This is a genomic window from Mesorhizobium sp. WSM3864, assembly GCF_002294955.1.
In the GTDB taxonomy this organism is placed as follows: Bacteria; Pseudomonadota; Alphaproteobacteria; order Rhizobiales; family Rhizobiaceae; genus Mesorhizobium.
The window spans coordinates 86,510-107,282 of sequence record NZ_NSGD01000008.1; the positions used below are offsets into that span (position 1 = coordinate 86,510).

General features: G+C 64.7%; 17 protein-coding genes. 10 read left to right on the top strand and 7 right to left on the bottom strand.

Annotated elements, in window-relative coordinates; translation table 11 throughout:
* Positions 1-150 precede the first annotated feature (150 nt).
* The 4 genes from mnmG to CK215_RS18140 are packed head-to-tail and all read left to right on the top strand — an operon-like array spanning position 151 to position 4,425.
* On the top strand, positions 151-2,025 hold the full coding sequence (mnmG, locus tag CK215_RS18125; protein ID WP_095831733.1) for a tRNA uridine-5-carboxymethylaminomethyl(34) synthesis enzyme MnmG: 1,875 nt from the start codon (positions 151-153) through the stop codon (positions 2,023-2,025).
* The gene (gene rsmG / locus CK215_RS18130) at positions 2,022-2,663 is read left to right on the top strand and encodes a 16S rRNA (guanine(527)-N(7))-methyltransferase RsmG (protein ID WP_095831734.1); all 642 of its coding nucleotides are present in this window, start codon (positions 2,022-2,024) and stop codon (positions 2,661-2,663) included. The genes mnmG and rsmG overlap by 4 nt, the downstream gene beginning before the upstream one ends.
* A 17-nt stretch (positions 2,664-2,680) precedes the next feature.
* Entirely contained in the window at positions 2,681-3,478 is a 798-nt protein-coding gene (locus tag CK215_RS18135) for a ParA family protein (protein WP_066991504.1), read from the top strand.
* Positions 3,479-3,534: 56 nt separating this feature from the next.
* Positions 3,535-4,425: a ParB/RepB/Spo0J family partition protein gene (locus CK215_RS18140; RefSeq protein WP_095776750.1), complete on the top strand. Its 891-nt coding sequence runs from the start codon at positions 3,535-3,537 to the stop codon at positions 4,423-4,425.
* Positions 4,426-4,612: 187 nt separating this feature from the next.
* Here CK215_RS18140 and holA read toward each other — a convergent pair whose 3' ends face one another.
* Positions 4,613-5,656, bottom strand: a complete 1,044-nt coding sequence (gene holA / locus CK215_RS18145; protein ID WP_095831735.1) for a DNA polymerase III subunit delta — start codon at positions 5,654-5,656, stop codon at positions 4,613-4,615.
* A 521-nt stretch (positions 5,657-6,177) separates the two neighbouring features.
* On the opposite strand from holA, the gene CK215_RS18150 reads away from it, so the two are divergent.
* From CK215_RS18150 to lpdA, 4 genes are all read left to right on the top strand, one after another.
* Positions 6,178-7,410, top strand: coding sequence for a 3-methyl-2-oxobutanoate dehydrogenase (2-methylpropanoyl-transferring) subunit alpha (locus CK215_RS18150; protein ID WP_095782005.1), 1,233 nt, complete (start codon positions 6,178-6,180; stop codon positions 7,408-7,410).
* Positions 7,411-7,413: 3 nt separating this feature from the next.
* Positions 7,414-8,427, top strand: a complete 1,014-nt coding sequence (locus CK215_RS18155; RefSeq protein ID WP_095831736.1) for an alpha-ketoacid dehydrogenase subunit beta — start codon at positions 7,414-7,416, stop codon at positions 8,425-8,427.
* A gap of 13 nt (positions 8,428-8,440) precedes the next feature.
* Positions 8,441-9,754 (top strand): dihydrolipoamide acetyltransferase family protein, encoded by a 1,314-nt coding sequence (locus CK215_RS18160; RefSeq protein WP_095831737.1) that lies wholly within the window; start codon positions 8,441-8,443, stop codon positions 9,752-9,754.
* A gap of 276 nt (positions 9,755-10,030) precedes the next feature.
* Positions 10,031-11,428, top strand: coding sequence for a dihydrolipoyl dehydrogenase (gene lpdA, locus CK215_RS18165; protein WP_095831813.1), 1,398 nt, complete (start codon positions 10,031-10,033; stop codon positions 11,426-11,428).
* Positions 11,429-11,599: 171 nt separating this feature from the next.
* Here the strand turns inward: lpdA and CK215_RS18170 are convergent, their stop codons facing one another.
* Positions 11,600-12,703: a saccharopine dehydrogenase family protein gene (locus tag CK215_RS18170; protein WP_095776745.1), complete on the bottom strand. Its 1,104-nt coding sequence runs from the start codon at positions 12,701-12,703 to the stop codon at positions 11,600-11,602.
* 119 nt (positions 12,704-12,822) lie between these two features.
* Here CK215_RS18170 and CK215_RS18175 point away from each other — a divergent pair, with 119 nt between their 5' ends.
* Complete coding sequence (locus tag CK215_RS18175) at positions 12,823-13,251, top strand: Lrp/AsnC family transcriptional regulator (RefSeq protein WP_066991894.1); 429 nt, start codon at positions 12,823-12,825, stop codon at positions 13,249-13,251.
* Positions 13,252-13,383: 132 nt separating this feature from the next.
* On the opposite strand, the gene CK215_RS18180 is transcribed toward CK215_RS18175, so the two are convergent.
* The 5 genes from CK215_RS18180 to CK215_RS18200 all read right to left on the bottom strand — a co-directional run bounded on the left by CK215_RS18180 (position 13,384) and on the right by CK215_RS18200 (position 19,793).
* On the bottom strand, positions 13,384-15,411 hold the full coding sequence (locus CK215_RS18180; protein WP_095831738.1) for an aldo/keto reductase: 2,028 nt from the start codon (positions 15,409-15,411) through the stop codon (positions 13,384-13,386).
* Between the two features lie 55 nt (positions 15,412-15,466).
* On the bottom strand, positions 15,467-16,552 hold the full coding sequence (gene ugpC, locus CK215_RS18185; protein WP_095831739.1) for a sn-glycerol-3-phosphate ABC transporter ATP-binding protein UgpC: 1,086 nt from the start codon (positions 16,550-16,552) through the stop codon (positions 15,467-15,469).
* A 12-nt stretch (positions 16,553-16,564) separates the two neighbouring features.
* Positions 16,565-17,401 (bottom strand): carbohydrate ABC transporter permease, encoded by an 837-nt coding sequence (locus CK215_RS18190; protein WP_095776742.1) that lies wholly within the window; start codon positions 17,399-17,401, stop codon positions 16,565-16,567.
* Positions 17,398-18,258, bottom strand: a complete 861-nt coding sequence (locus tag CK215_RS18195) for a sugar ABC transporter permease (protein ID WP_066991535.1) — start codon at positions 18,256-18,258, stop codon at positions 17,398-17,400. The genes CK215_RS18190 and CK215_RS18195 overlap by 4 nt, the downstream gene beginning before the upstream one ends.
* A gap of 266 nt (positions 18,259-18,524) precedes the next feature.
* A complete protein-coding gene (locus CK215_RS18200) occupies positions 18,525-19,793 on the bottom strand; it encodes an ABC transporter substrate-binding protein (protein ID WP_095831740.1) in 1,269 nt (422 codons plus the stop codon).
* A gap of 106 nt (positions 19,794-19,899) precedes the next feature.
* On the opposite strand from CK215_RS18200, the gene CK215_RS18205 reads away from it, so the two are divergent.
* Positions 19,900-20,766 (top strand): helix-turn-helix domain-containing protein, encoded by an 867-nt coding sequence (locus tag CK215_RS18205; RefSeq protein WP_067323547.1) that lies wholly within the window; start codon positions 19,900-19,902, stop codon positions 20,764-20,766.
* Positions 20,767-20,773: the final 7 nt, after the last annotated feature.

The following is a 20,773-nucleotide window of genomic DNA, read 5'->3' on the forward strand; positions in this document are numbered from 1 at the left end:
GGGACGAGGACGGACAGGCAGTAAGGGGCAGCGCCGTCTCCCAAAATCACTGGCACGCAGCCCATCCCACCTTCGCAACGGGGACTGCATCCTTGACAGCGGAGGCTGGCGGGGACATGTGTCAAAGCATCTTTGAAACGGATTCTTGCAATGACCAATCACTATGATGTGGTGGTGGTGGGCGGCGGCCATGCCGGATGCGAAGCGGCGGGCGCGGCTGCGCGCGCCGGCGCCAGGACGGCGCTGGTGACGCTGCGCTTCGAGACGATCGGCGTCATGTCCTGCAATCCGGCCATCGGCGGCCTCGGCAAGGGTCATCTCGTGCGCGAGATCGACGCCATGGACGGGTTGATGGGCCGCATTGCGGACGCTGCCGGCATCCAATTCCGCCTGCTGAACCGCCGCAAGGGCCCGGCGGTGCGTGGGCCGCGGACCCAGGCCGACCGCAAGCTCTATCGTCTTGCCATGCAGACGGCGATCGGCGAGCAGGCCAATCTCGACGTGGTAGAAGGCGAAGTCCTGGACTTCGAGATCGAGAACGGTCGGGTTGCGGCCGTGCTGGTCTCCGGTGACAGGCGGCTCGCCTGCGGCGCCGTGGTGCTGACGACCGGTACATTCCTGCGAGGGCTGATCCATATCGGCGAGAAGAAGATCGTCGCCGGCCGGATGAACGAGCAGGCGAGCCATGGGCTCTCGGCGACGATGACGCGTGCCGGTTTCAAGCTCGGGCGGCTGAAGACCGGGACGCCCCCTCGCCTCGACGGCCGTACCATCGATTGGGCGTCGCTGGAAAGTCAGGCCGCGGACGATCACCCGGTGCCGTTCTCGCTGATGACAGACCGCATCGTGAACCCGCAGATCAAATGCGGTATTACTCGCACAACGCAGGCGACACATGAGTTGATTCGCCTCAATTTGAAGCGTTCGGCGATGTATTCCGGCTCGATCGAAGGCGTGGGGCCGCGCTATTGTCCATCTATCGAGGACAAGATCGTCAAGTTCGGCGATCGCGAGGGTCACCAGATTTTCCTCGAGCCGGAGGGCCTCGACGACGACACCGTCTATCCGAACGGCATCTCGACCTCGCTGCCGGAAGAGGTGCAGCTCGACATGTTGAAGACGATCCCCGGGCTGAAACGGGCGACGATGCTGCAGCCGGGATACGCCATCGAGTATGACCACGTCGACCCGCGCGAGCTCAAGCCGACGCTGGAGACGAAGCGCGTCGCCGGGCTTTTTCTGGCGGGGCAGATTAACGGCACCACGGGCTACGAAGAAGCCGGCGCGCAAGGCCTGCTTGCCGGCATCAACGCCGCGCGCAGGGCATCGTCAAGCGAGCCGGTCGTGCTCAGCCGCACCGAAGCCTATATCGGCGTGATGATCGACGACCTCACCAGCCGCGGCATTGCCGAGCCCTATCGCATGTTCACTTCGCGGGCGGAGTTCCGGCTTTCGCTGCGCGCCGACAATGCAGACGAGCGGCTGACGCCGCTGGCCGACCGCTTGGGGATCGTCTCCTCCGAGCGGATGCAACGTTTCGGCGCGATCAGTGTGAAGCTCGACGCTGCCCGCGCGCTGGCAAAGTCGATCGCCTTCACGCCGAATGAAGCCGCGCGGCATGGACTGGAGATCAACCGGGACGGCGTTCGGCGTTCCGCCTACGACCTTCTCGCCTATCCCGGCGTCGATATGGTCTGGTTGACGCGGATCGAGCCACGGTTTGGCGAACTCGACCCCAACACGGCAGAGCGGCTTGAGACCGAGGCGAAATATTCCGTCTATCTCGAGCGCCAACAGGCTGACGTGGCGCAGATCAGGCACGAGGAATCGCGGCTCATTCCGGAGACCATCGACTTCGCGGACGTGCCAGGCCTTTCCAATGAGCTGAAGCAGAAGATGAAGGCACGCCGGCCGCGCTCGATTGCCGACGCGCAGCGCATGGAAGGGATGACGCCAGCGGCACTGGCGATCATTGTCGCGCATGTTCGCAATGCCGAGCTGGCTGCACGAAGGTCGGTCGCGTGAGTGGCGATGCCTGGGCGGACCTGCAGAAGGCAGCGGGTCCGGTTTCACGTGAAACATTCGAGCGGCTGCAGGCCTTCGAGCGGCATTTTCAAAAATGGAACCGCAGCATCAATCTGGCGGCGCCATCGACGTTAGACGACGTCTGGCGCCGCCACATCCTGGACAGCGCCCAGCTTGTGCGCATCGCGCCGACCGCAATGCGCTGGGTCGACCTCGGCTCGGGCGGTGGCTTTCCCGGATTGGTACTCGGTTTTCTGCTTGCAGAGCGGCCGGGCGCCACGATCGATCTGGTTGAAAGCAACCGCAAGAAGGCGTCGTTCCTGCAATCGGTCGTCGGCCAATTCGGCCTGCCGGCGCGCGTGCTGGCGCGACGCATTGATGATAGCTATCCACTTGTTTCTGCACCGGAAGTCGTTACCGCGCGGGCATTGACGGCGCTTCCGGACCTGCTCGATCTTGCCGCGCCCTGGCTGACCAAGGGCGCGCGTTCGCTTTTTCACAAAGGCCGGGATTACCGGGCCGAAGTGGAAGAAAGCGCTCACCGCTGGACCTTCGATCTGGTAGAACATCCAAGCATGACCGACGCTCATGGCGTCATTCTGGAAATCACCGATCTGCACCCGGCGACCCCGCAATGAATCACTGGCATCGACCCATGAAAACTGGACCGCGTATCATCACCGTTGCCAACCAGAAGGGTGGCGTCGGCAAGACGACCACGGCGATCAATCTGGCGACGGCGCTGGCCGCAATCGGCGAGCGCGTGCTGATCGTCGACCTCGATCCGCAGGGCAATGCCAGCACCGGGCTCGGCATCGAACGCAAGGATCGCACCGTCTCGTCCTATGACGTGCTGACCGGCGAACTCGAGCTTGAGGCGGCCGCGGTGCCGACGGCGGTGCCGGGCTTGTCCATCGTGCCCTCAACCCTCGATCTGCTCGGCATCGAAATGGAGATCGCCTCGGCGCCAGACCGGGTGCTGCGCCTGCGCAATGCGCTGCGTGCGGCAGCCGCGCGCGCGGCGCCGTTCGGTTATGTGCTGATCGACTGCCCGCCTTCGCTCAATCTTTTGACTTTGAATTCAATGGCGGCGGCCGATTCCGTTCTGGTGCCGCTGCAATGCGAGTTCTTCGCACTGGAAGGCCTTAGCCAATTGCTCGAAACGGTCGAGCAGGTGCGCGGCACGATCAATCCGGACCTCACCATCCAGGGCATCGTGCTCACCATGTTCGATGGCCGCAACAACCTCGCCAACCAGGTGGTGCAGGATGTGCGCGCGCATATGGGCGACAAAGTCTACGAGACGATCATCCCGCGCAACGTGCGCGTTTCCGAAGCACCGTCTTACGGCAAGCCGGCAATCCTTTACGATCTTAAATGTTCCGGCAGCCAGGCTTATTTGCAGCTTGCCTCGGAAGTGATCCGCCGCGAGCGCAAGCTGCGCGCCGCCTGAATAGCCCAGGCAATTTCCAATAGCCGATTCGATTCCGAAACGATCTGGACAGAAGAATGAGTGAAGACCAATCGAGAAAAAGACTGGGCCGCGGCCTGGCCGCGCTGATCGGCGAGATCGATCGTCCCGTCGCGCCCGAAAAGCCGAGCGCGGTCGCGGCGGATGGCAAGGTGCCGATCGAGTTCGTCAGCCCGAACCCGAAGAACCCGCGCCGGCATTTCGGCGACGCCGAACTCACCGACCTCGCCCAGTCGATCCGCGAGCATGGCGTGGTGCAGCCGGTGGTGGCGCGGCCTTCGCCGTCGCAGCCCGGCCGCTATGAGATCATCGCCGGCGAGCGGCGCTGGCGCGCCGCGCAACGCGCGGGGCTGACCGAGATCCCGCTCATCGTGCGCGATGTCAACGACCGTACCGCGCTGGAGCTGGCGATCATCGAGAACGTGCAGCGCGCCGATCTCAACCCGGTCGAAGAAGCGCAAGGCTATCAGCAGCTGATCGACGAGCATGGCTACACGCAGGCCGATCTCGGCCAGGTGATCGGCAAGAGCCGCAGCCATGTCGCCAACACGCTGAGGCTCCTTAAGCTGCCTGACGTCATCCGCGACATGCTGGTCGACGGCGCGTTGTCGGCCGGCCATGCCCGCACGCTGGTCACGGCCGGCGATCCGGCGGGGCTCGCCAAGCGGATCGTCGAGGAAGGGCTTTCGGTGCGCCAGGCCGAGGCGTTGGCGCAAATGCCCGCCGGACCGACACCGGCCAAAGTAAGGTCTGCGCCGAGCCCGCCGGAAAAGGATCCCGACACGCTGGCCTTGGAAAAGTTGATGACAGACACAATCGGCATGATCGTCTCGATCGAGCATAAAGCCAAGGGCGGGACGCTCCGGGTCGACTACCGCTCGCTGGATCAGCTCGACGAGTTGTGCCGGCGGCTGAAGGATGAGCGATAAGTTGCTGATTAGGTGGAATTAGCCGACTAATAAAGTTCTCGCTTAAGATTAGATCTAGGCTGATATATTGGTGATAGGCACACCAGGGCCGGCCGCTGCGCCGGCCTCTTCTTTTTTGCGGCGCCCGCGATAGGCGAAAGCCGAAGGCGCCGGCCAATCGCCTCACAAGGGGAGGTTGGCTGATCGCCTACCTCTGCGCCAATCTCGCGCTTTCCACCGCGATGCCGAGCAGCGCCTGACGGGCCAGCGCCTCCGACAGATCGGGCCGCTTGCGCGTCTGCAGCACAGCCGTCTGCAGCCGGTTCAGCGCGCGGCCGAGGGCTTCGCTGTTCCAGCGCTCGAGCGTCTTCTCCACCAGCTTGCGGCGCGAGAAGAAGACCGGTGGACGCGCTCCCGCCACGACCGAGGCGGCATTGCGGCCGCCCGATTCCATCTGGCCGCGCATGACCTGAATCGCCTGCAATTGCCGCATCGCCGAGGACAGCACCAGGAAAGGATGGCCGCCGGACGCACAATGCCGGGTGAAGGCAATGTCGAAATCTCCGACCTTGCCGTCGAGCATCGCGTCGACCGCGCCGTCGAAGGAGGCGCCGGAGACATCGCCGGACAAGGCGTTGACGTCGTCGAGGTCGATCTCCTTCTTGCCATGGGCGTAGAGCACCAGCTTGTCGATCTCGCCGCGCGAGGCCAGACGGTCGCCGCCGAGATTGCGGCGCAGCGCCTGGCGGGCGTCGAGCGCCATCGACATGCCGGCCTTGCGCAGCTCGTCGTCGATCACCGTGTCGAGATCGCGGGCCTCGTCGGCATAGCAGGGCAAGGCGATGGCATTGCCGGCTGCCTCGACGATGGCCCGCAGGCCAGTGCCCTTCTTCAGGTCGCCCGCCTCGATGAGGATGAGAGCATCCGGCGCCGGCTCCGCCGTCAGCGCCTTGATGTCGTCGGCCAGCGCCTTCTGGCCGCTGGCGTTGCGGACCCAAAGCAGCCGCCGGTCGGAAAACATGGGCACAGTGCGCGCCTCGTCGAGCAGACGGCCTTCGTCGCGGTCGACTTCCGCGCCATCCAGCTTGACCACTGAGAAAGGGTCGTCGAGCGGCAGCCCGGTCTTCAACGCGAAGGTCTTGGCCCGCTCGGCGACCAGGCCGCGATCGGGGCCGTAAAGCAGGACGATGGCCATGGCCGGGTCCGGCCGCGCCAGCCACGAATCGACCTCGTATCCCTTCTTCTGTGCCATGCGGGGTGAGTTAGCATGAGGCGGAGACGGAGTGAACGGAGAAGCGGCCGGCCTCTCTTCGTCATCCTCAGGCTTGACCCCAGGATCCATGCCGTGACTTTTGCCGGGGTGCAGAATATTCTCCAACCGCCGCAACGCGTCAACGTCGCGGCATGGATTCCAGGGTCTGCGCGCGTCGCTCCACTCCTTGCTCCGCCCTAGAATGACGACCCTGAAGCAGAGTCTGTCACGCCCCTCTGCCCTGCCGAGCATCTTCCCACGAGGGTGGAGATTAGCTGCGTCGGCCGGCGCGCATGCCTTGGTTGTCTTTTGTGGCGGCAAACGCTCCGCAAACTTCCGCCAAATTGCGCGACGCTTGCAAACATCGACAAGAAATTTCAGCGCCATATCTGCATCTTGTCGGCCATGTGCCGCATCGGCTCGACGAGGCTGATGACCGGGAGGGCGGCCGCCATCTCGCCCGATGAAATGGCGGCGCGGATGTGCAAGTATCGCACCGGCAACATTGGAGGACGAAGGTCATGGCCGATGCTGGAATGTTGCGCTTTCATGTCCCCGAGCCCGAGGTTCGGCCCGGCGGCACGCCCGACTTCTCGAATGTGACCATTCCCAAGGCCGGATCGGTGCCGCGGCCGGAGGTCAATGTCGATCCGCGCACCATCCGCGACATGGCCTTCTCCATCATCCGCGTGCTTAACCGCGCCGGCGAAGCGGTCGGGCCATGGGCCGGGCTGCTCACCGACGAGGAACTGCTCGAAGGCCTGCGCCATATGATGACGCTCAGGTCCTTCGATGCGCGCATGCAGATGGCGCAGCGCCAGGGCAAGACCTCTTTCTACATGCAGCATCTGGGCGAAGAGGCGGTGAGCTGCGCCTTCCGCAAGGCACTGCAGCCTGGCGACATGAACTTCCCGACCTATCGGCAGGCCGGCCTGCTCATCGCCGACGGCTACCCGATGGTTGCGATGATGAACCAGATCTATTCCAACGAGGCCGATCCGCTGAAAGGCCGGCAGCTGCCGATCATGTACTCCTCGAAGGAGCACGGCTTCTTCTCGATCTCCGGCAATCTGGCGACGCAGTACATCCAGGCGGTCGGCTGGGCGATGGCCTCGGCGATCTCCAACGATTCCCGCATCGCCGCGGCCTGGATCGGCGACGGCTCGACCGCGGAGTCCGATTTCCATGCGGCGCTGGTCTTCGCCTCGACCTACAAGGCGCCGGTCGTGCTCAATGTCGTCAACAACCAGTGGGCCATCTCCACCTTCCAGGGCATTGCCCGCGGCGGCTCCGGCACTTTCGCCGCGCGCGGTCTCGGCTTCGGCATCCCGTCGCTGCGCGTCGACGGCAACGACTATCTCGCCGTCCATGCGGTAGCCAAATGGGCGATCGAGCGGGCGCGTCGCAATCTCGGGCCGACCCTGGTCGAATATGTCACCTATCGCGTCGGCGCGCATTCGAGCTCGGACGATCCGTCGGCCTACCGGCCGAAGGCGGAATCGGACGCCTGGCCGCTCGGCGACCCGATCATCCGGCTGAAGAACCATCTCATCCACAAGCAAGTCTGGACGGAACAGCGCCACATCCAGGCGGAAGCCGAGATCCTCGAAACCGTGATCGCGGCGCAGAAGGAAGCCGAAAGCCACGGCACGCTGCATGCCGGCGGCAAGCCGTCGACGCGCGACATGTTCGAGGGCGTCTATGCCGAAACACCGCCGCATCTCAGGCGTCAACGCCAGCAGGCGGGGGTCTGATCGATGCCCAGACGCACCATGATCGAGGCGATCCGCGACGCCATGGATGTCTCGATGGCGCGAGACGAGCGCGTCATCGTCTATGGCGAGGATGTCGGCTTCTTCGGCGGCGTGTTCCGCTGCACGCAGGGTCTGCAGGCCAAATACGGCAAGAACCGCTGCTTCGATGCGCCGATCAGCGAATCCGGCATTGTCGGCTCGGCCATCGGCATGGCCGCCTATGGGCTGAGGCCCTGCGTCGAGGTGCAGTTCGCCGACTATGTCTATCCCGCTTACGACCAGATCGTCTCGGAGGCGGCGCGGCTGCGCTACCGCTCCAACAACGATTTCACCTGCCCGATTGTCGTCAGGATGCCGACCGGCGGTGGCATCTTCGGCGGCCAGACGCACAGCCAGAGCCCGGAAGCGCTGTTCACGCATGTCTCCGGCCTTAAGACGGTGGTGCCGTCCAACCCGCATGACGCCAAGGGGCTATTGATCGCCGCGATCGAGGATCCGGACCCGGTCATCTTCCTGGAACCGAAGCGGCTCTATAACGGCCCCTTCGACGGCCATCATGACAACCCGGTGACGCCTTGGTCGAAGCACGAGCTCGGCGAGGTGGCGGATGGCCATTACACCATACCGCTCGGCAAGGCGGCGATCCGCCGGCAAGGCTCGGCGGTCACCGTGCTCGCCTACGGCACCATGATCTATGTCGCGCAGGCCGCGGCCGCGGAAACCGGCATTGATGCCGAAATCATCGACCTTAGGACGCTCCTGCCGCTCGACCTCGACACGATCGTCGCCTCGGTGAAGAAGACCGGGCGCTGCGTCGTCGTGCATGAGGCGACGCTGACCTCCGGCTTCGGCGCCGAGCTCGCGGCGCTGGTGCAGGAGAACTGCTTCTACCATCTGGAGGCGCCGGTGGCGCGGGTCGCCGGCTGGGACACGCCCTATCCGCATGCGCAGGAGTGGGAGTATTTCCCCGGTCCCGCGCGAGTCGGGCGCGCGCTCGTCGAGACCATGGAAGCCTGAGGGGGGCCGGACGATGGGCGAATATGTCATCAAGCTTCCCGATGTCGGCGAAGGCGTCGCCGAGGCCGAGCTTGTCGAATGGCATGTCAAGATCGGCGACCTGGTGCGCGAGGATGCGGTGCTGGCGGCCGTCATGACCGACAAGGCGACGGTCGAGATCCCCTCGCCGGTCGATGGCGAGATCCTCTGGCTCGGCGCCGAGATCGGCGACACGGTGGCGATCGGCTCGCCGATCGTGCGGCTTAAAATAGCCGGCGAAGGCAATGTGAAAGCAGGCAGCGGTGCCAAGGCCGCGCCGAAGGCAGAAGCGCCGGCCGAGCCTGTGCAGGCAAAGTCCCAACCGCTGTCGGACGCCTCGAAAGCGGCGCCGAAACCGGCACAGATCCCGGCCCAGCATTCCGTCGCGGCACCGAAGGCTGGGCGCCCGGCGTCCGTCATCGGCGCGCCGCGCGCGGAAGGCGAAAAGCCGCTGGCTTCCCCCGCGGTCCGGCTGCGCGCCAAGGAAGCCGGCATCGATCTGCGCCAGGTTGCAGGCAGCGGTCCGGCCGGGCGCATCAGCCATGAGGACATCGAGGCCTTCCTGGCGCGCGGCCCGCAGCTTGCGCGCGCGACCGGCCTTGCGCGCAAGGAGGGCGTCGAGGACATCAAGGTCGTCGGGCTGCGGCGCAAGATCGCCGAGAAGATGGCGCTGGCAAAGTCGCACATTCCCCATATCACCTATGTCGAGGAGATCGACGTCACGGCGCTGGAAGAACTGCGCGCCGCGCTCAACAAAGAGAAGCGGCAAGACCGGCCGAAGCTGACGCTGCTGCCGTTCCTGATGCGGGCAATGGTCAAGGCGATCGCCGACCAGCCGAACCTCAACGCGCTGTTCGACGACGAGGCCGGCGTTATCCACCAGCACGCGGGCATCCATGTCGGCATCGCCGCCCAGACGCCGACCGGGCTCGTCGTGCCGGTGGTCAAGCATGCCGAGGCCCGCGACCTCTGGGAAAGCGCCGCCGAGATCAACCGGCTTGCCGACGCGGCCAAGTCCGGCACGGCGACGCGCGATGAGCTTTCCGGCTCGACCATCACCATCACCTCGCTCGGGGCGATGGGCGGCGTGGCGACCACGCCGGTCATCAATTATCCGGAAGTGGCGATCGTCGGCGTCAACAAGATCATGGTGCGGCCGGTGTGGGAAGGCACGCAGTTCATCCCGCGCAAGATGATGAACCTGTCGTCCAGTTTCGACCATCGCGTCATCGACGGCTGGGATGCCGCGGTGTTTGTGCAGCGGATCAAGACGTTGCTTGAGACGCCGGCGCTGATCTTCGTGGATTAGTCGTATGGATACGGACGACGTTGCCCCCTCGTCATCCTCGGGCTTGACCCGAGGATCCATGCCGCGACCTCGCCCGAAGGGCGCGGCGGACCAGAATTCTGGAGCGTTGCAACGCCTTCACGTCACGGCATGGATCCTGGGATCTACGCGCGTCGCTACGCTCCTTGCTCCGCCCCAGGATGACGAGATTCCAAGGATATCGGCCAATCGCCACGGTCTGCGTTCGCCAGGCCCTAACCCTCTGCCAAAATCCCCGTGCTCAGCAACGAGAAGCCCATGAAAGAGATCTCCTGCAAGCTGCTCGTCATCGGCGCCGGTCCGGGCGGCTATGTCTGCGCCATCCGCGCCGGGCAATTCGGTATCGACACGGTGATCGTCGAGTTCGGCAAGCCGGGCGGCACCTGCCTCAATGTCGGCTGCATCCCGTCCAAGGCGCTCATTCACGCGGCGGAAGAGTTCGAGAAGATCGCGCACATGGCCGGCGGCAAGGGGCCGCTCGGCATCGCGGTCGCCCCGCCGACGCTCGACCTGACCAAGACGGTCGCATGGAAGGACGGCATCGTTAGCCGGCTGAACAGCGGCGTCGCTGGCCTGCTGAAGAAGGCCAAGGTCAAGACCGTGCAGGGCTGGGCGACGTTCCGTGACGGCAAGACCGTCGAGGTCGAGACCGAGACGGGAAGCCAGGTGATCCGCGCCGAGGCGGTGGTGATCGCCAGCGGCTCGGTGCCGGCCGAACTGCCGTTCCTGCCCTTCGGCGGCCCAGTCATCTCGTCGACCGAAGCGCTGGCGCTGAGCGAGGTGCCGGACAAGCTCGCCGTCGTCGGCGGCGGCTATATCGGGCTCGAGCTCGGCATGGCCTTCGCCAAGATGGGCGCCAAGGTCGCCGTGGTCGAAGCCCTGCCGCGCGTGCTTGCGCAATATGATGCCGAGCTGACGCGGCCGGTGCTGAAGCGGCTCGGCGAGCTCGGCATCGAGGTGATGCTGGGTGCCAAGGCCAAGGGGCTGTCGACCAAGGGCGATGCGCTGCTGGTCGAGACGGCAGATGGCAAGAACGCCAAGGTCGCCGCCGACAAGGTCCTGGTCACGGTGGGGCGCAAGCCGCTCACCGAGGGCTGGGGGCTGGAGCAGATCGACCTCGACATGGTCGGAAGATTCATCCGCATCGACGACCAGTGCCGCACCTCGATGCGGGGCATCTACGCTATCGGCGATGTCACCGGAGAGCCGATGCTGGCGCACCGGGCGATGGCGCAGGGCGAGATGGTGGCCGAGATCGTCGCAGGCCACAAACGAGGCTGGGACAAGCGCGCGATCCCGGCGATCTGCTTCACCGATCCCGAGCTGGTCACCGCCGGCCTGTCGCCGGACGAGGCGAAGGCGCTCGCCGGCGAGATCAAGATCGGACATTTTCCGTTCGCAGCCAACGGCCGCGCCATGACCAAGCAAGGCGAGGATGGGTTCGTGCGCATCGTCGCCCGCGCGGACAATCATCTGGTGCTGGGCATCCAGGCGGTCGGGCAGGGCGTTTCGGAGCTGGCCGCGGCCTTTGGCCTGGCGCTCGAAATGGGCGCGCGGCTTGAAGACATCGCCGGCACCATTCATGCGCATCCGACCCAGGGCGAGGGCTTCCAGGAAGCGGCGCTGAAGGCGCTCGGGCACGCGCTGCATGTTTAGAGGGAGCGTGATCTCCCCTCTTGAGGGGGAGATGGCCGACAGGCCAGAGGGGGTCGCCGCGCGTGAAGCGCCGACTTCCCTCTTTGGCTTTTACATGCGCTGCACTGGCTGAGAGGACCCCCTCTGTCGCCTTCGGCGACGTCTCCCCCTCAAGGGGGGAGATCACACAGCTCAGCCCGCCAGGCGGCTCGCCGTCTCGTGCTGGGCGTAGGCGCGGCCGAAGCGGTTGGCCAGAAATGCGTCGAGCGCGATGTCTTCCTGCCGGACGAAACCTTTCGCCGGCAGCGTGCCGTCGGCCAGCATGTCGAGCACGGCGCAGATGCCGGAGGCGGTGGTGATCTGGATGGCGCTGCGAACGACGGAACCGACGCGGTGCGAATAGATCTTGTTGGCGTAGGTCTCCTGCAGCAGGCGGCCGTTGCGGCGGCCCGAGACGGTGACGAAGACGATGACGACATCCTGCAGCGTCGCCGGCAGGGCGCTCTCGAAAATGTCCTTCAGCACGTCGCGGCGGTGGCGCAGCCCGAGGTCGTTGAGCAGCGCCTTCATGATCGCGGCATGGCCGGGATAGCGGATGGTGCGGTAGTTCAGCGTCCGCACCTTGCCCTTCAGCGTCTCGGCCAGAGTGCCGAGACCGCCGGAGGTGTTGAAAGCCTCATAGGTGACGCCGTCGAGCGAGAATTCCTCGCGCTCCTCCAGCGGCGGCACCTCGACCAGCTCGCCCTCGACGATCGCCTCGCAAGGCTCGCAATATTCGTTGATGACGCCGTCGGTGCTCCAGGTGAGATTGTAGTTCAACGCATTCGACGGATATTGCGGCAGCGCGCCGACGCGCATGCGCACGCTTTCGAGCGTGTCGAAGCGGCTGGCCAGATCGTTGGCGACGATCGAGATGAAGCCCGGCGCCAGGCCGCATTGCGGGATGAAGGCGCTCTTGCCCTCACGCGCCAGCTCCTTGACCCGACGGGTGCTGGCGACGTCCTCGGTGAGGTCGAGATAATGCACGCCCGCCTTCGCCGCAGCCTCGGCGATGCGGGTGGTGAGGTGGAAGGGCGCGGCGCTCAGCACGGCGAATTTGCCGGCAAGCGCTGCCTCAAGCGCGCCGGGCAGGGCGATGTCGAGTTCCTTGCTCTCGACGCCGGCCGGCAATTCGGCTGCGGCGAGCTGGGCCGCCGAGCGGTCGACCACCGTGACGCGGTAGTCGCCCGTGGTGGTAAGCATTTCAGCGATGGTCGAGCCGATCTTGCCGGCGCCGACGACAACAATGTTTTTCATGACGATACCCCTGCCAGTTCGAATTGGCAGGAATCATCGCAGCTTGCCTGTCGAAAGGAAGCTCGGAATCTGACAAAGTGAAGCTGAATATGTGCAATTTGCCGAAGGGTTTCGTCGAAATGATCAGTGAAGCTGAACAGGCCCTGCTGACGCTGCTGCGCGCCAACGCGCGCGCCTCCACCGCCGAGCTGGCGAGAAAGCTCGGCGTGTCGCGCACCACGGTGCAGAGCCGGATCGAGCGGCTGGAGCAGCGCGGCATCATCGCCGGCTACGGCGTCAGGCTGTCGCCCGACTATGAGCAGGGTCTGGTCAAGGCGCATGTGCTGCTCACCGTCACGCCGAAACTCGCCGACAAGGTGGTGCGTAGCCTGGAGGCAATGCCGCCGGTCCGGACGGTGCATTCGGTGAGCGGCAATTTCGACATGATCGTCATCGTCGACGCGCCGTCGATCCGGGATCTCGACGCGCTGCTCGACCAGATCGGGGCAATGGAGGGAGTGGAGCGGACGTCGTCGTCGATTATTTTGTCGACGCGGGTTGATCGCTGAGGGCAGCGAAACTGGTGATCTCCCCCCAAGTGGGGGAGATGGCCGGCAGGCCAGAGGAGGTCGCCTCGCGTGGAGCGCCAACCTCCATCTGCCGCAGCAGGCCGAGCCCAGTCGGACCGACCCCCTCTGGCGCTACGCCCTCCGTCTCTCCGGCCCGTTGTCCAGCCACTCCAGATCGTCCGGCGACAGCGCAATATCCAGCGCCTTGAGGCTGTCCTCCAGCTCATCCAGCGTGCGCGGGCCGATCAGGGGAACGGACGGGAAGGGCTGCGCCAGGACATAGGCGAGCGCGACATGGATCGGGCTTTTGCCGAGCCTGCTTGCAAGTTCGATGGCGCGGTCGCGGCGGCCGAAGTTCTTTTCCGAATACCAGACCCGCACCAGCTCTTCATTGTCGGTGCGGTCGCGGCCGGCGCGGTCGGTGAAGAAGCCGCGGCCCTGGCTCGACCAGGCGAAGTTGGGCATCTGCCGCGCCGTCAGCCAAGCTTTCCAATCGTCGGTGGAAGAGGTGATGCAGCCGGCCCAGATCGGCTCCAGCATTTCGGCCAGCGAAAAATTGTTGGAAAGCGCGCCGGGCTTCTGCTTGCCGGTGCGTTCGGCATAGGCGATCGCCGCGTCCATACGCTCCATCGTCCAGTTGGAGCCGCCGAACAGGCCGCGGATGCGGCCGGCCTTGACCTCGCGGTCCATGGCATCGACGAACTCGCCGACCGGCACGTCCGGATTGTCGCGATGCATGAAATAAATGTCGACATGGTCGGTCTGCAGCCGGTCGAGCGACTGGGCAAGCTGCTTGCCGATCACGTCGGGGTAGCAGAGCGGCGTGTGCGCGCCCTTGGCGATGATGACCGACTGCTGGCGCACGCCGCGATTGCTCAGCCATTGCCCAAGCAGCGTCTCGGTGTAGCCGGCGCCATAGACGAAGCCGGTGTCGAACAGGTTGCCGCCGGCTTCGAAATAAGCGTCGAGCAGGATCGAGCCCGAGGAGAAGGTGCGGAAATCCTCGAAGCCGAGCGCCAGGCGCGAGACGGGCTTCGATAGGCCCGGGATCGCGCGCTTGCCGATGGCTGTGCCGTTGGCGCCGAGCGGCCGGCCGGAGACGGTGTTGACGCGCTTAGCCGGCTTTTCGATCTCGTATTCCAGCCCAACGGCGGCGCGCCATTTGTCGAGAACGCGCAATGTGCCCAGGCTGTCGGCCCAGCCCATGCCCGGCCAGGCGAATTCCTGGCGGCCGGCCAGGATCGCCTCGCCGGCGGCGTCAACCTCGAAGGAATAGAGGTGGCGAGTCTCGTTGACACTGATCACCTCGCGCGTGCCGCCGGACCGGATCAGTTCGATCCGGCCCGGTCCGACATCGCGGTTGCCACCGGCGAACCAGAAGTCCGGCACCTCGATTTGGCCGTTGGTGCCGAAAATGCGCAGGACATTGTCCTGGTTAAGCGAGATGCTGCACGAGACCTCGGCGACGATGCCGCCGGGGAAATGGAGCAGCGCCGAGGCCCATTCATCGACGCCGGACTGGCCGAGATGGCCCGCACCTACGACCTTGTCCGGCTCGAGGAAAGGCTTTCCCGCCGCGGCGCCGGCAATCAGCCGCGCCATCGAGACCGGGTAGCCGCCGACGTCGAGGATGCCGCCGCCGGCCAACTCGTTGGCGTAGAGTCGGTGCTCCGGCATGAAGCCCGGCATGGCGAAGCCGAAGCTCGACTTGATCATGCGGACCTTGCCGATGGCGCCCGATTTGATCAGCTCGACCAGCTGCAGCGTCTGCGGATGCAGCCGGTACATGAAAGCTTCGCCCAGGAAGGTGCCCGCTTTTCGCGCCGCATGCATCATGGCGTCGGCCTCGAAGGCGGTGAGCGCCAGCGGCTTTTCGCACAGCACATGCTTGCCGGCTTCTGCCGCCTTGATCGCCCATTCGACGTGGCCTGGATGCGGGATCGAAATATAGACCGCATCGACGTCCTCGTCGGCAAGCAGCGCGTCATAGCCGTCGAGGATGCGCGCGCCCGGAAAAGTCTCGGCAAGGCCCAGCTTGCCGGGGTCGCGGGCGCCGAGCGCGACCAGTTCGCCGGTGCGCGACTGCGCCAGGCCGCCGGCAAAGGATTTGGCGATGCTGCCGGGTCCGAGAATGCCCCAGCGAATTTTTCCGAATGTCATGTCGAATTCTCCATGCGGTCGCCGCCACGCCTTCGCGATCGGGCAGAAAGGAAAGTCAGCGAATCCTGGCGCCTGTCTTGTCGAAGAGCAGCGAGCGCTCGGCCTTGATCGAGACGGTGAAGTGGTCGCTGCCGGCGCGCTGGCGCCTGGCCTCGCGCTCGATGATCAGCTCCTCCGGCCCGGCATCGGCGTAGACATAGCTGACCGAGCCCAGATGCTCGGCGACGTCGGCCTTCACCGGAATGTCGCAGTCGCCCTCGCCGGCCTCGAAGAAATGCTCCGGCCTGACGCCGAGCACGACTTCCGCGCCGGGCGCCGGCAAGGGGCCGCAGAGCGGCTTGCGCAGCCTGGCGCCGCCATGATTGACGAGCTCGATGGTCGCGGCGCTGTTGGACAAATCGACGACCTTCGCCGCGATGAAATTCATCTTCGGGGAACCGATGAAGCCGGCGACGAAACGGTTGGCCGGATCGTCGTAAAGGTCGAGCGGGGCGCCGATCTGCTCGACATTGCCGGCCTTGAGCACGACGATGCGGTCGGCCAGCGTCATCGCCTCGGTCTGGTCGTGCGTCACATAGATCATGGTGACGCCGAGCTCCTTGTGCAGGCGCGAGATCTCGACCCGCATCTGCACCCGCAGTTCGGCGTCGAGATTCGAAAGCGGCTCGTCGAACAGGAAGACCTGCGGCTCGCGCACGATGGCGCGGCCGATGGCGACGCGCTGGCGCTGGCCGCCGGACAATTGCTTCGGCCGGCGCTGCATCAGCTCGTCTATGCAAAGGATTTCGGCGGCGCGCTTGACCCGCCGTTCGGTGTCGGCCTTTGGATTGCCGTTCATGCGCAGGCCGAAGCTTAGATTCTGCTCCACCGTCATGTGCGGATAGAGCGCGTAAGACTGGAACACCATGGCGATGCCGCGGTCGGCCGGCTCGACATCGTTCACCACCTTGCCGCCGATGGCGATCTCGCCGCCGCTGATGTCCTCCAGCCCGGCGACCATGCGAAGAAGCGTGGACTTGCCGCATCCCGAGGGGCCGACGAAGACGACGAACTCGCCATCGGTAATGTCGATATTGGCGCCATGGACGACCTCGAAGGTGCCGAAACGCTTGACGACATTGGTGAGGGTGACGGCCGCCATCTCGTTCCTATCCTATTTGACCGCGCCGGCGGCGATGCCGGCGATGAAATGGCGCTGCAGCAGCACGAAGACGATCAGCATCGGCACGGTCAGCATGACGGCGCCGGCCATGATGCCGCCCCAGGACACCTTGGTCAGGCCGATCAGGGTGCCGAGCGCCACCGGCGCCGTCATCGCGCCGGGCTGGCTGTTGATCAAAAGCGGCCAGAGATAGTTATTCCACGAGGCGAGGAAGAGAATGATGGCGAGGGCCGCCAGCATCGGCCGCGCCAAAGGCAGCGCCACGAACAGAAAGATGCGCCATTCCTTCACGCCTTCGACCCTCGCCGCGTCGAACAGCTCGGCCGGCATCATCGAAAAGGCCTGGCGCATGAAGAGCACGCCGAGCGAATTGAACAGCGGCGGCACGATCAGCGCGATCCAGGTGTTGGCGAGCTGGAAGTCGCGCGCCACCATGATGAATTGCGGGATCAGCACCACGGCGTAGGGAAGCGTGATGGTGCCGAAGATGATCGCCACCACCACGCCCTTGCCGAGGAAGTCGTAGCGCGCCAGCGCCCAGCCGGCCATCGAGGTCAGCAGCACCGAGAGAAAAGTGTAGGTCACAGCCACCGAGACCGAGATGCCGATCGCGCCGACGAAATTGGTGTCGCGCTGCAGATTGTTGAAATTGTCGAGGAAGCTGTCATGCGGCAGAAGCTCGATGCCGGGGCTGAAGATGCCGTTGTCGGGCATGGTGGAGAACACCACCATCATCCACAGCGGGAACAGCCAGATCAGCGCCAGCGGCGTCAGGACGAGATGCAGCAGGATGCTGCGTCCGAGCCGCCTTTGCGAGCGTGAGGTCATTTCGGCTCCCTCGTCAGCCAGAGCTGCACCAACGTGATGGCGATGGCGAGGCCCGCCATGGTGTAGGCGATCGCCGAGGCATAGCCGAAATTGAGCGAGCGGAAGCCCTGGCGGTAAAGCAGGAGGCCAAGGGTTTCAGTGCCGCCGCCCGGCCCGCCGCGTTCGGTGATCAGGAAGGGCTCGGTGAAGAGCTGCATGGTGCCGATGATCGACAGCACGGCGCAAAAGACGATGACCGGCTTCAACAGCGGCAGGGTGATGTAGAAGAACTGCTTCAGCTTGCTGACGCGGTCGAGCGTGGCGGCCTCGTAGACGTCATCGGGAATGGATTGCAGGCCGGCAAGAATGATGATGGCGTTATAGCCGGCCCAGCGCCAGGTCACCGCGATCATGATCAGCGCCATGGCCGGCGTGACGTTGGAGAACCAGTCGATCTTCTCCAGGCCGACGCTGTTCAACAGCTTGTTGACGATGCCGAAATCGAGGCTGAACATCAGCCGGAACACCGCCGAATAGGCGACCTCGCCGACCACGACCGGGGCGAAGAACGCAAAGCGATAGAGGCCGCGCGCCTTGAGCAGCGGCGAATTCAAAAGCACCGCCATCACGACCGCCAGCGAGATCATCACCGGCACCTGGATGACGAGAATCAGCAGCGTGTTCTTCAGCGCGTTGAAAAAGGCGGGGTCGCCGATCAGGCGGCCCCAGTTGAAGGCCGGCGCGAAGCGCCACGGCACGGTGCGGGTCGCCTGGAAGGAGATCAGGAAGGAGCTGATGATCGGCCAGATCCAGAAGATGGCGAAGATCAGGAGATAAGGCGTGAGGAAGCGATACGCGGTGGCGTTGCGGTAGCGCATCGTGTTCCTCCTCCTTCCAGTTTCGGGTCGCGCCTTCCTAGCGGGCGCGGTGTTGATCATGTGTTGAATTGCTGGAGCAGTGCCAATGGTCGATGCAGGCGCTGCCCTGTCTTGCCTTCTCCCCTGTGGGAGAAGGTGGCCGCGAAGCGGCCGGATGAGGGGTGTTCCAGCTTGGCAACGACGGCAATCCGTCCAACCCCCCTCATCCGTCTTGGCGCTACGCGCCAATCCACCTTCTCCCACAAGGGGAGAAGGAAAAGCGACGCTCACTTAACCGGCAGGCCGGTCGCAGAGGCGATCTGGCTGGCGGCGTCGTCGAGCGCGGCCTTGGCATCGGGATAGCCGCCGGCAAGATACTTGGTCTGCACGGCCCGCACGATGATCTCGGCATCGCTCTGGAACTGCGTGCCGCGGCTCGGCACGACCTTCGGCAGCGTGGCGAGAATATCCTTCCAGACCGCCTGCCCGCCCCAATAGGGCTGGCCCTGCGCAACGTAAGGATCGTCGAGCGCGGAAATCAGCGACGGCACCAGGCCGAAATCCTTCAGCATGGTGATCTGGCCTTCATTGGTCTCCAGCGTGTATTTCAGATAGGCGTAGGCCGCTTCCTTGTTCTTGCTGGCCGAGGTGATGGCCAAAGAGGAGCCGCCGAGATTGGCGGCGCGCGGGCCGTCGGCGGTCAGGCTCGGCATCAGGTAGACGCCCCATTTGCCGCTTTCCTTCGGCGATTCGGTGCGGATCGTGCCCTCATACCAGCCGCCATAGACCTGGGTGGCGACCGTGCCGGCGGTGTTGTTGGTGATCTTGGTCGACCAGTCGGCCGACGAAACGATGCCGGCGTCCTTCATTTCCTTGACCTTGGTCATGGCGTCGACGCATTTCGGCTGGTTGACCGTGATCGACTGGCCGTCCTCGGCGAAATAGGCGCAGCCCTGCTCGTTGGAGATCATGCGGAAGAATTCGGTATCGCCGTTGAAGTCGGCGTTGGTCATTGTGACGCCGGGGTTGGCGGCCTGGATCTTCTTGCCGGCGGCGATGAAATCATCCCAGGTCTTGATCGATGCGGGGTCGACACCGGCCTTCTCGTAGAAGTCGCGGCGGTAGAAGACGGCGACCGGGCCGGAATCCCAGGGCATGGCATAGGCCTTGTCGCCGACTTCGAGCTCGGTGCGCTTGAAATCGGGGAATTTCTTCTGGTCTTCCGCGCTGTAGCCCAGCGTGTGCAGGTCGACGAAGCAGTCCGGGAACTGGCTCCAATAGTTCTCGGCCTCGCCGTTCTCGATCGAGACGATGTCGGGCAGGCCGACACCACCGGCGGCGCAGCCGGCGATCGACTTGTCATAGGTCGGCTGGTTGCCGAGGTCCTGAACGGTGACCTTGATGTCGGGGTACTTCTTGTTGAAGCCCGCGACGGTGGCCTTCAGCGACGAAGCGGCGATGTTCCAGCTCCAGATCGTGAGTTCGCCGGATTGCGCCAAAGCGGGGCCGGAGCCCAGGGCAAGCAAAAGCGCGGCGCAGGTCAGTGTGGTGCGCATTGAAATCCTCCCATTTCGTTTGCTCTCTCACCGTGAGCCTGGCTAGATTATGCGGCGCGGAAGGCTTGTCCCCGACAAAGGGAATAAGAAATTGGCGGAAAGTAAGATGCCGGAGCGTCCGTTCTACCAGCCAGGCGCAAGCAGCGTCGAAGGCCTGCCGCTGGCCTTGCAGATGTTCCACAACCAGCCGTTGGTGATGCTGAAGCCGCATTGGCACGCCCAGGTCGAGGTCAACTTCATCGTGCGCGGCAGCGTGCATTACCGCATGGCCGAGCATGAGATCGCGCTCTCGGCCGGTGAGATGTGCCTGTTCTGGGGCGGGCTGCCGCACCAGATGGATGATCTCACGGACGACGCGATCTATGCCGGCGCGCATCTGCCGCTGGTGCATTTCTTCAGGCTGCATCTGCCGGCCGATGTCCGGCACCGGCTGATGACGGGCGCGACGCTGGTGACGAATGCCACCGACCAGTCCGACAACGACAACTTCAAGCGCTGGAACGAGTATGCGCGCTCGGGCGATGCGGCCAAGGCCGAACACGCCGTCAACGAGCTGCTCTTGCGGTTGGAGCGGGTGCGCTTCGAGCCGTACCGGCTGGTGCCGGCAACCGCGTCCGGACACGGGGCCGGCAGCGCCTTCGACCAGCAGTCCTCGCGCAATGTCGGGCGCATGTGCGATTTCATCGCCGAGAATTTCCTCTACGACATCGACTGCGTGAACATCGCGGCGGCGGCCGACATCCATCCGAAATACGCCATGAGCCTGTTCAAGAAATCGACCGGCATGACGCTCAACGAATATGTCAATCTGCTGCGACTGAGCTACGCGCAGGCGCTTTTGATGCATGAGGGCGCCAATGTGCTGAAGGTCGCCATGGACTCGGGCTTCGGCTCGCTCAGCGCCTTCAACAAGTCGTTCCGCAAGCTTGCCGGCATGTCGCCCTCCGACTTCCGCAGGGCGGGCGTGCGCTGAAACCTGC

What these genes read in the sequence shown, in the direction of transcription:
- CK215_RS18180 (WP_095831738.1), bottom strand. Translation starts at nt 15,411, where the DNA reads ATGACATTCGGAAAAATTCGCTGGGGCATTCTCGGACCCGGCAGCATC.
- lpdA (WP_095831813.1), top strand. Translation starts at nt 10,031, where the DNA reads ATGAAAGAGATCTCCTGCAAGCTGCTCGTCATCGGCGCCGGTCCGGGC.
- CK215_RS18195 (WP_066991535.1), bottom strand. Translation starts at nt 18,258, where the DNA reads ATGCGCTACCGCAACGCCACCGCGTATCGCTTCCTCACGCCTTATCTC.
- CK215_RS18140 (WP_095776750.1), top strand. Translation starts at nt 3,535, where the DNA reads ATGAGTGAAGACCAATCGAGAAAAAGACTGGGCCGCGGCCTGGCCGCG.
- holA (WP_095831735.1), bottom strand. Translation starts at nt 5,656, where the DNA reads ATGGCACAGAAGAAGGGATACGAGGTCGATTCGTGGCTGGCGCGGCCG.
- CK215_RS18135 (WP_066991504.1), top strand. Translation starts at nt 2,681, where the DNA reads ATGAAAACTGGACCGCGTATCATCACCGTTGCCAACCAGAAGGGTGGC.
- CK215_RS18190 (WP_095776742.1), bottom strand. Translation starts at nt 17,401, where the DNA reads ATGACCTCACGCTCGCAAAGGCGGCTCGGACGCAGCATCCTGCTGCAT.
- CK215_RS18200 (WP_095831740.1), bottom strand. Translation starts at nt 19,793, where the DNA reads ATGCGCACCACACTGACCTGCGCCGCGCTTTTGCTTGCCCTGGGCTCC.
- CK215_RS18155 (WP_095831736.1), top strand. Translation starts at nt 7,414, where the DNA reads ATGCCCAGACGCACCATGATCGAGGCGATCCGCGACGCCATGGATGTC.
- CK215_RS18150 (WP_095782005.1), top strand. Translation starts at nt 6,178, where the DNA reads ATGGCCGATGCTGGAATGTTGCGCTTTCATGTCCCCGAGCCCGAGGTT.
- CK215_RS18205 (WP_067323547.1), top strand. Translation starts at nt 19,900, where the DNA reads ATGCCGGAGCGTCCGTTCTACCAGCCAGGCGCAAGCAGCGTCGAAGGC.
- mnmG (WP_095831733.1), top strand. Translation starts at nt 151, where the DNA reads ATGACCAATCACTATGATGTGGTGGTGGTGGGCGGCGGCCATGCCGGA.
- CK215_RS18170 (WP_095776745.1), bottom strand. Translation starts at nt 12,703, where the DNA reads ATGAAAAACATTGTTGTCGTCGGCGCCGGCAAGATCGGCTCGACCATC.
- CK215_RS18160 (WP_095831737.1), top strand. Translation starts at nt 8,441, where the DNA reads ATGGGCGAATATGTCATCAAGCTTCCCGATGTCGGCGAAGGCGTCGCC.
- ugpC (WP_095831739.1), bottom strand. Translation starts at nt 16,552, where the DNA reads ATGGCGGCCGTCACCCTCACCAATGTCGTCAAGCGTTTCGGCACCTTC.
- CK215_RS18175 (WP_066991894.1), top strand. Translation starts at nt 12,823, where the DNA reads ATGATCAGTGAAGCTGAACAGGCCCTGCTGACGCTGCTGCGCGCCAAC.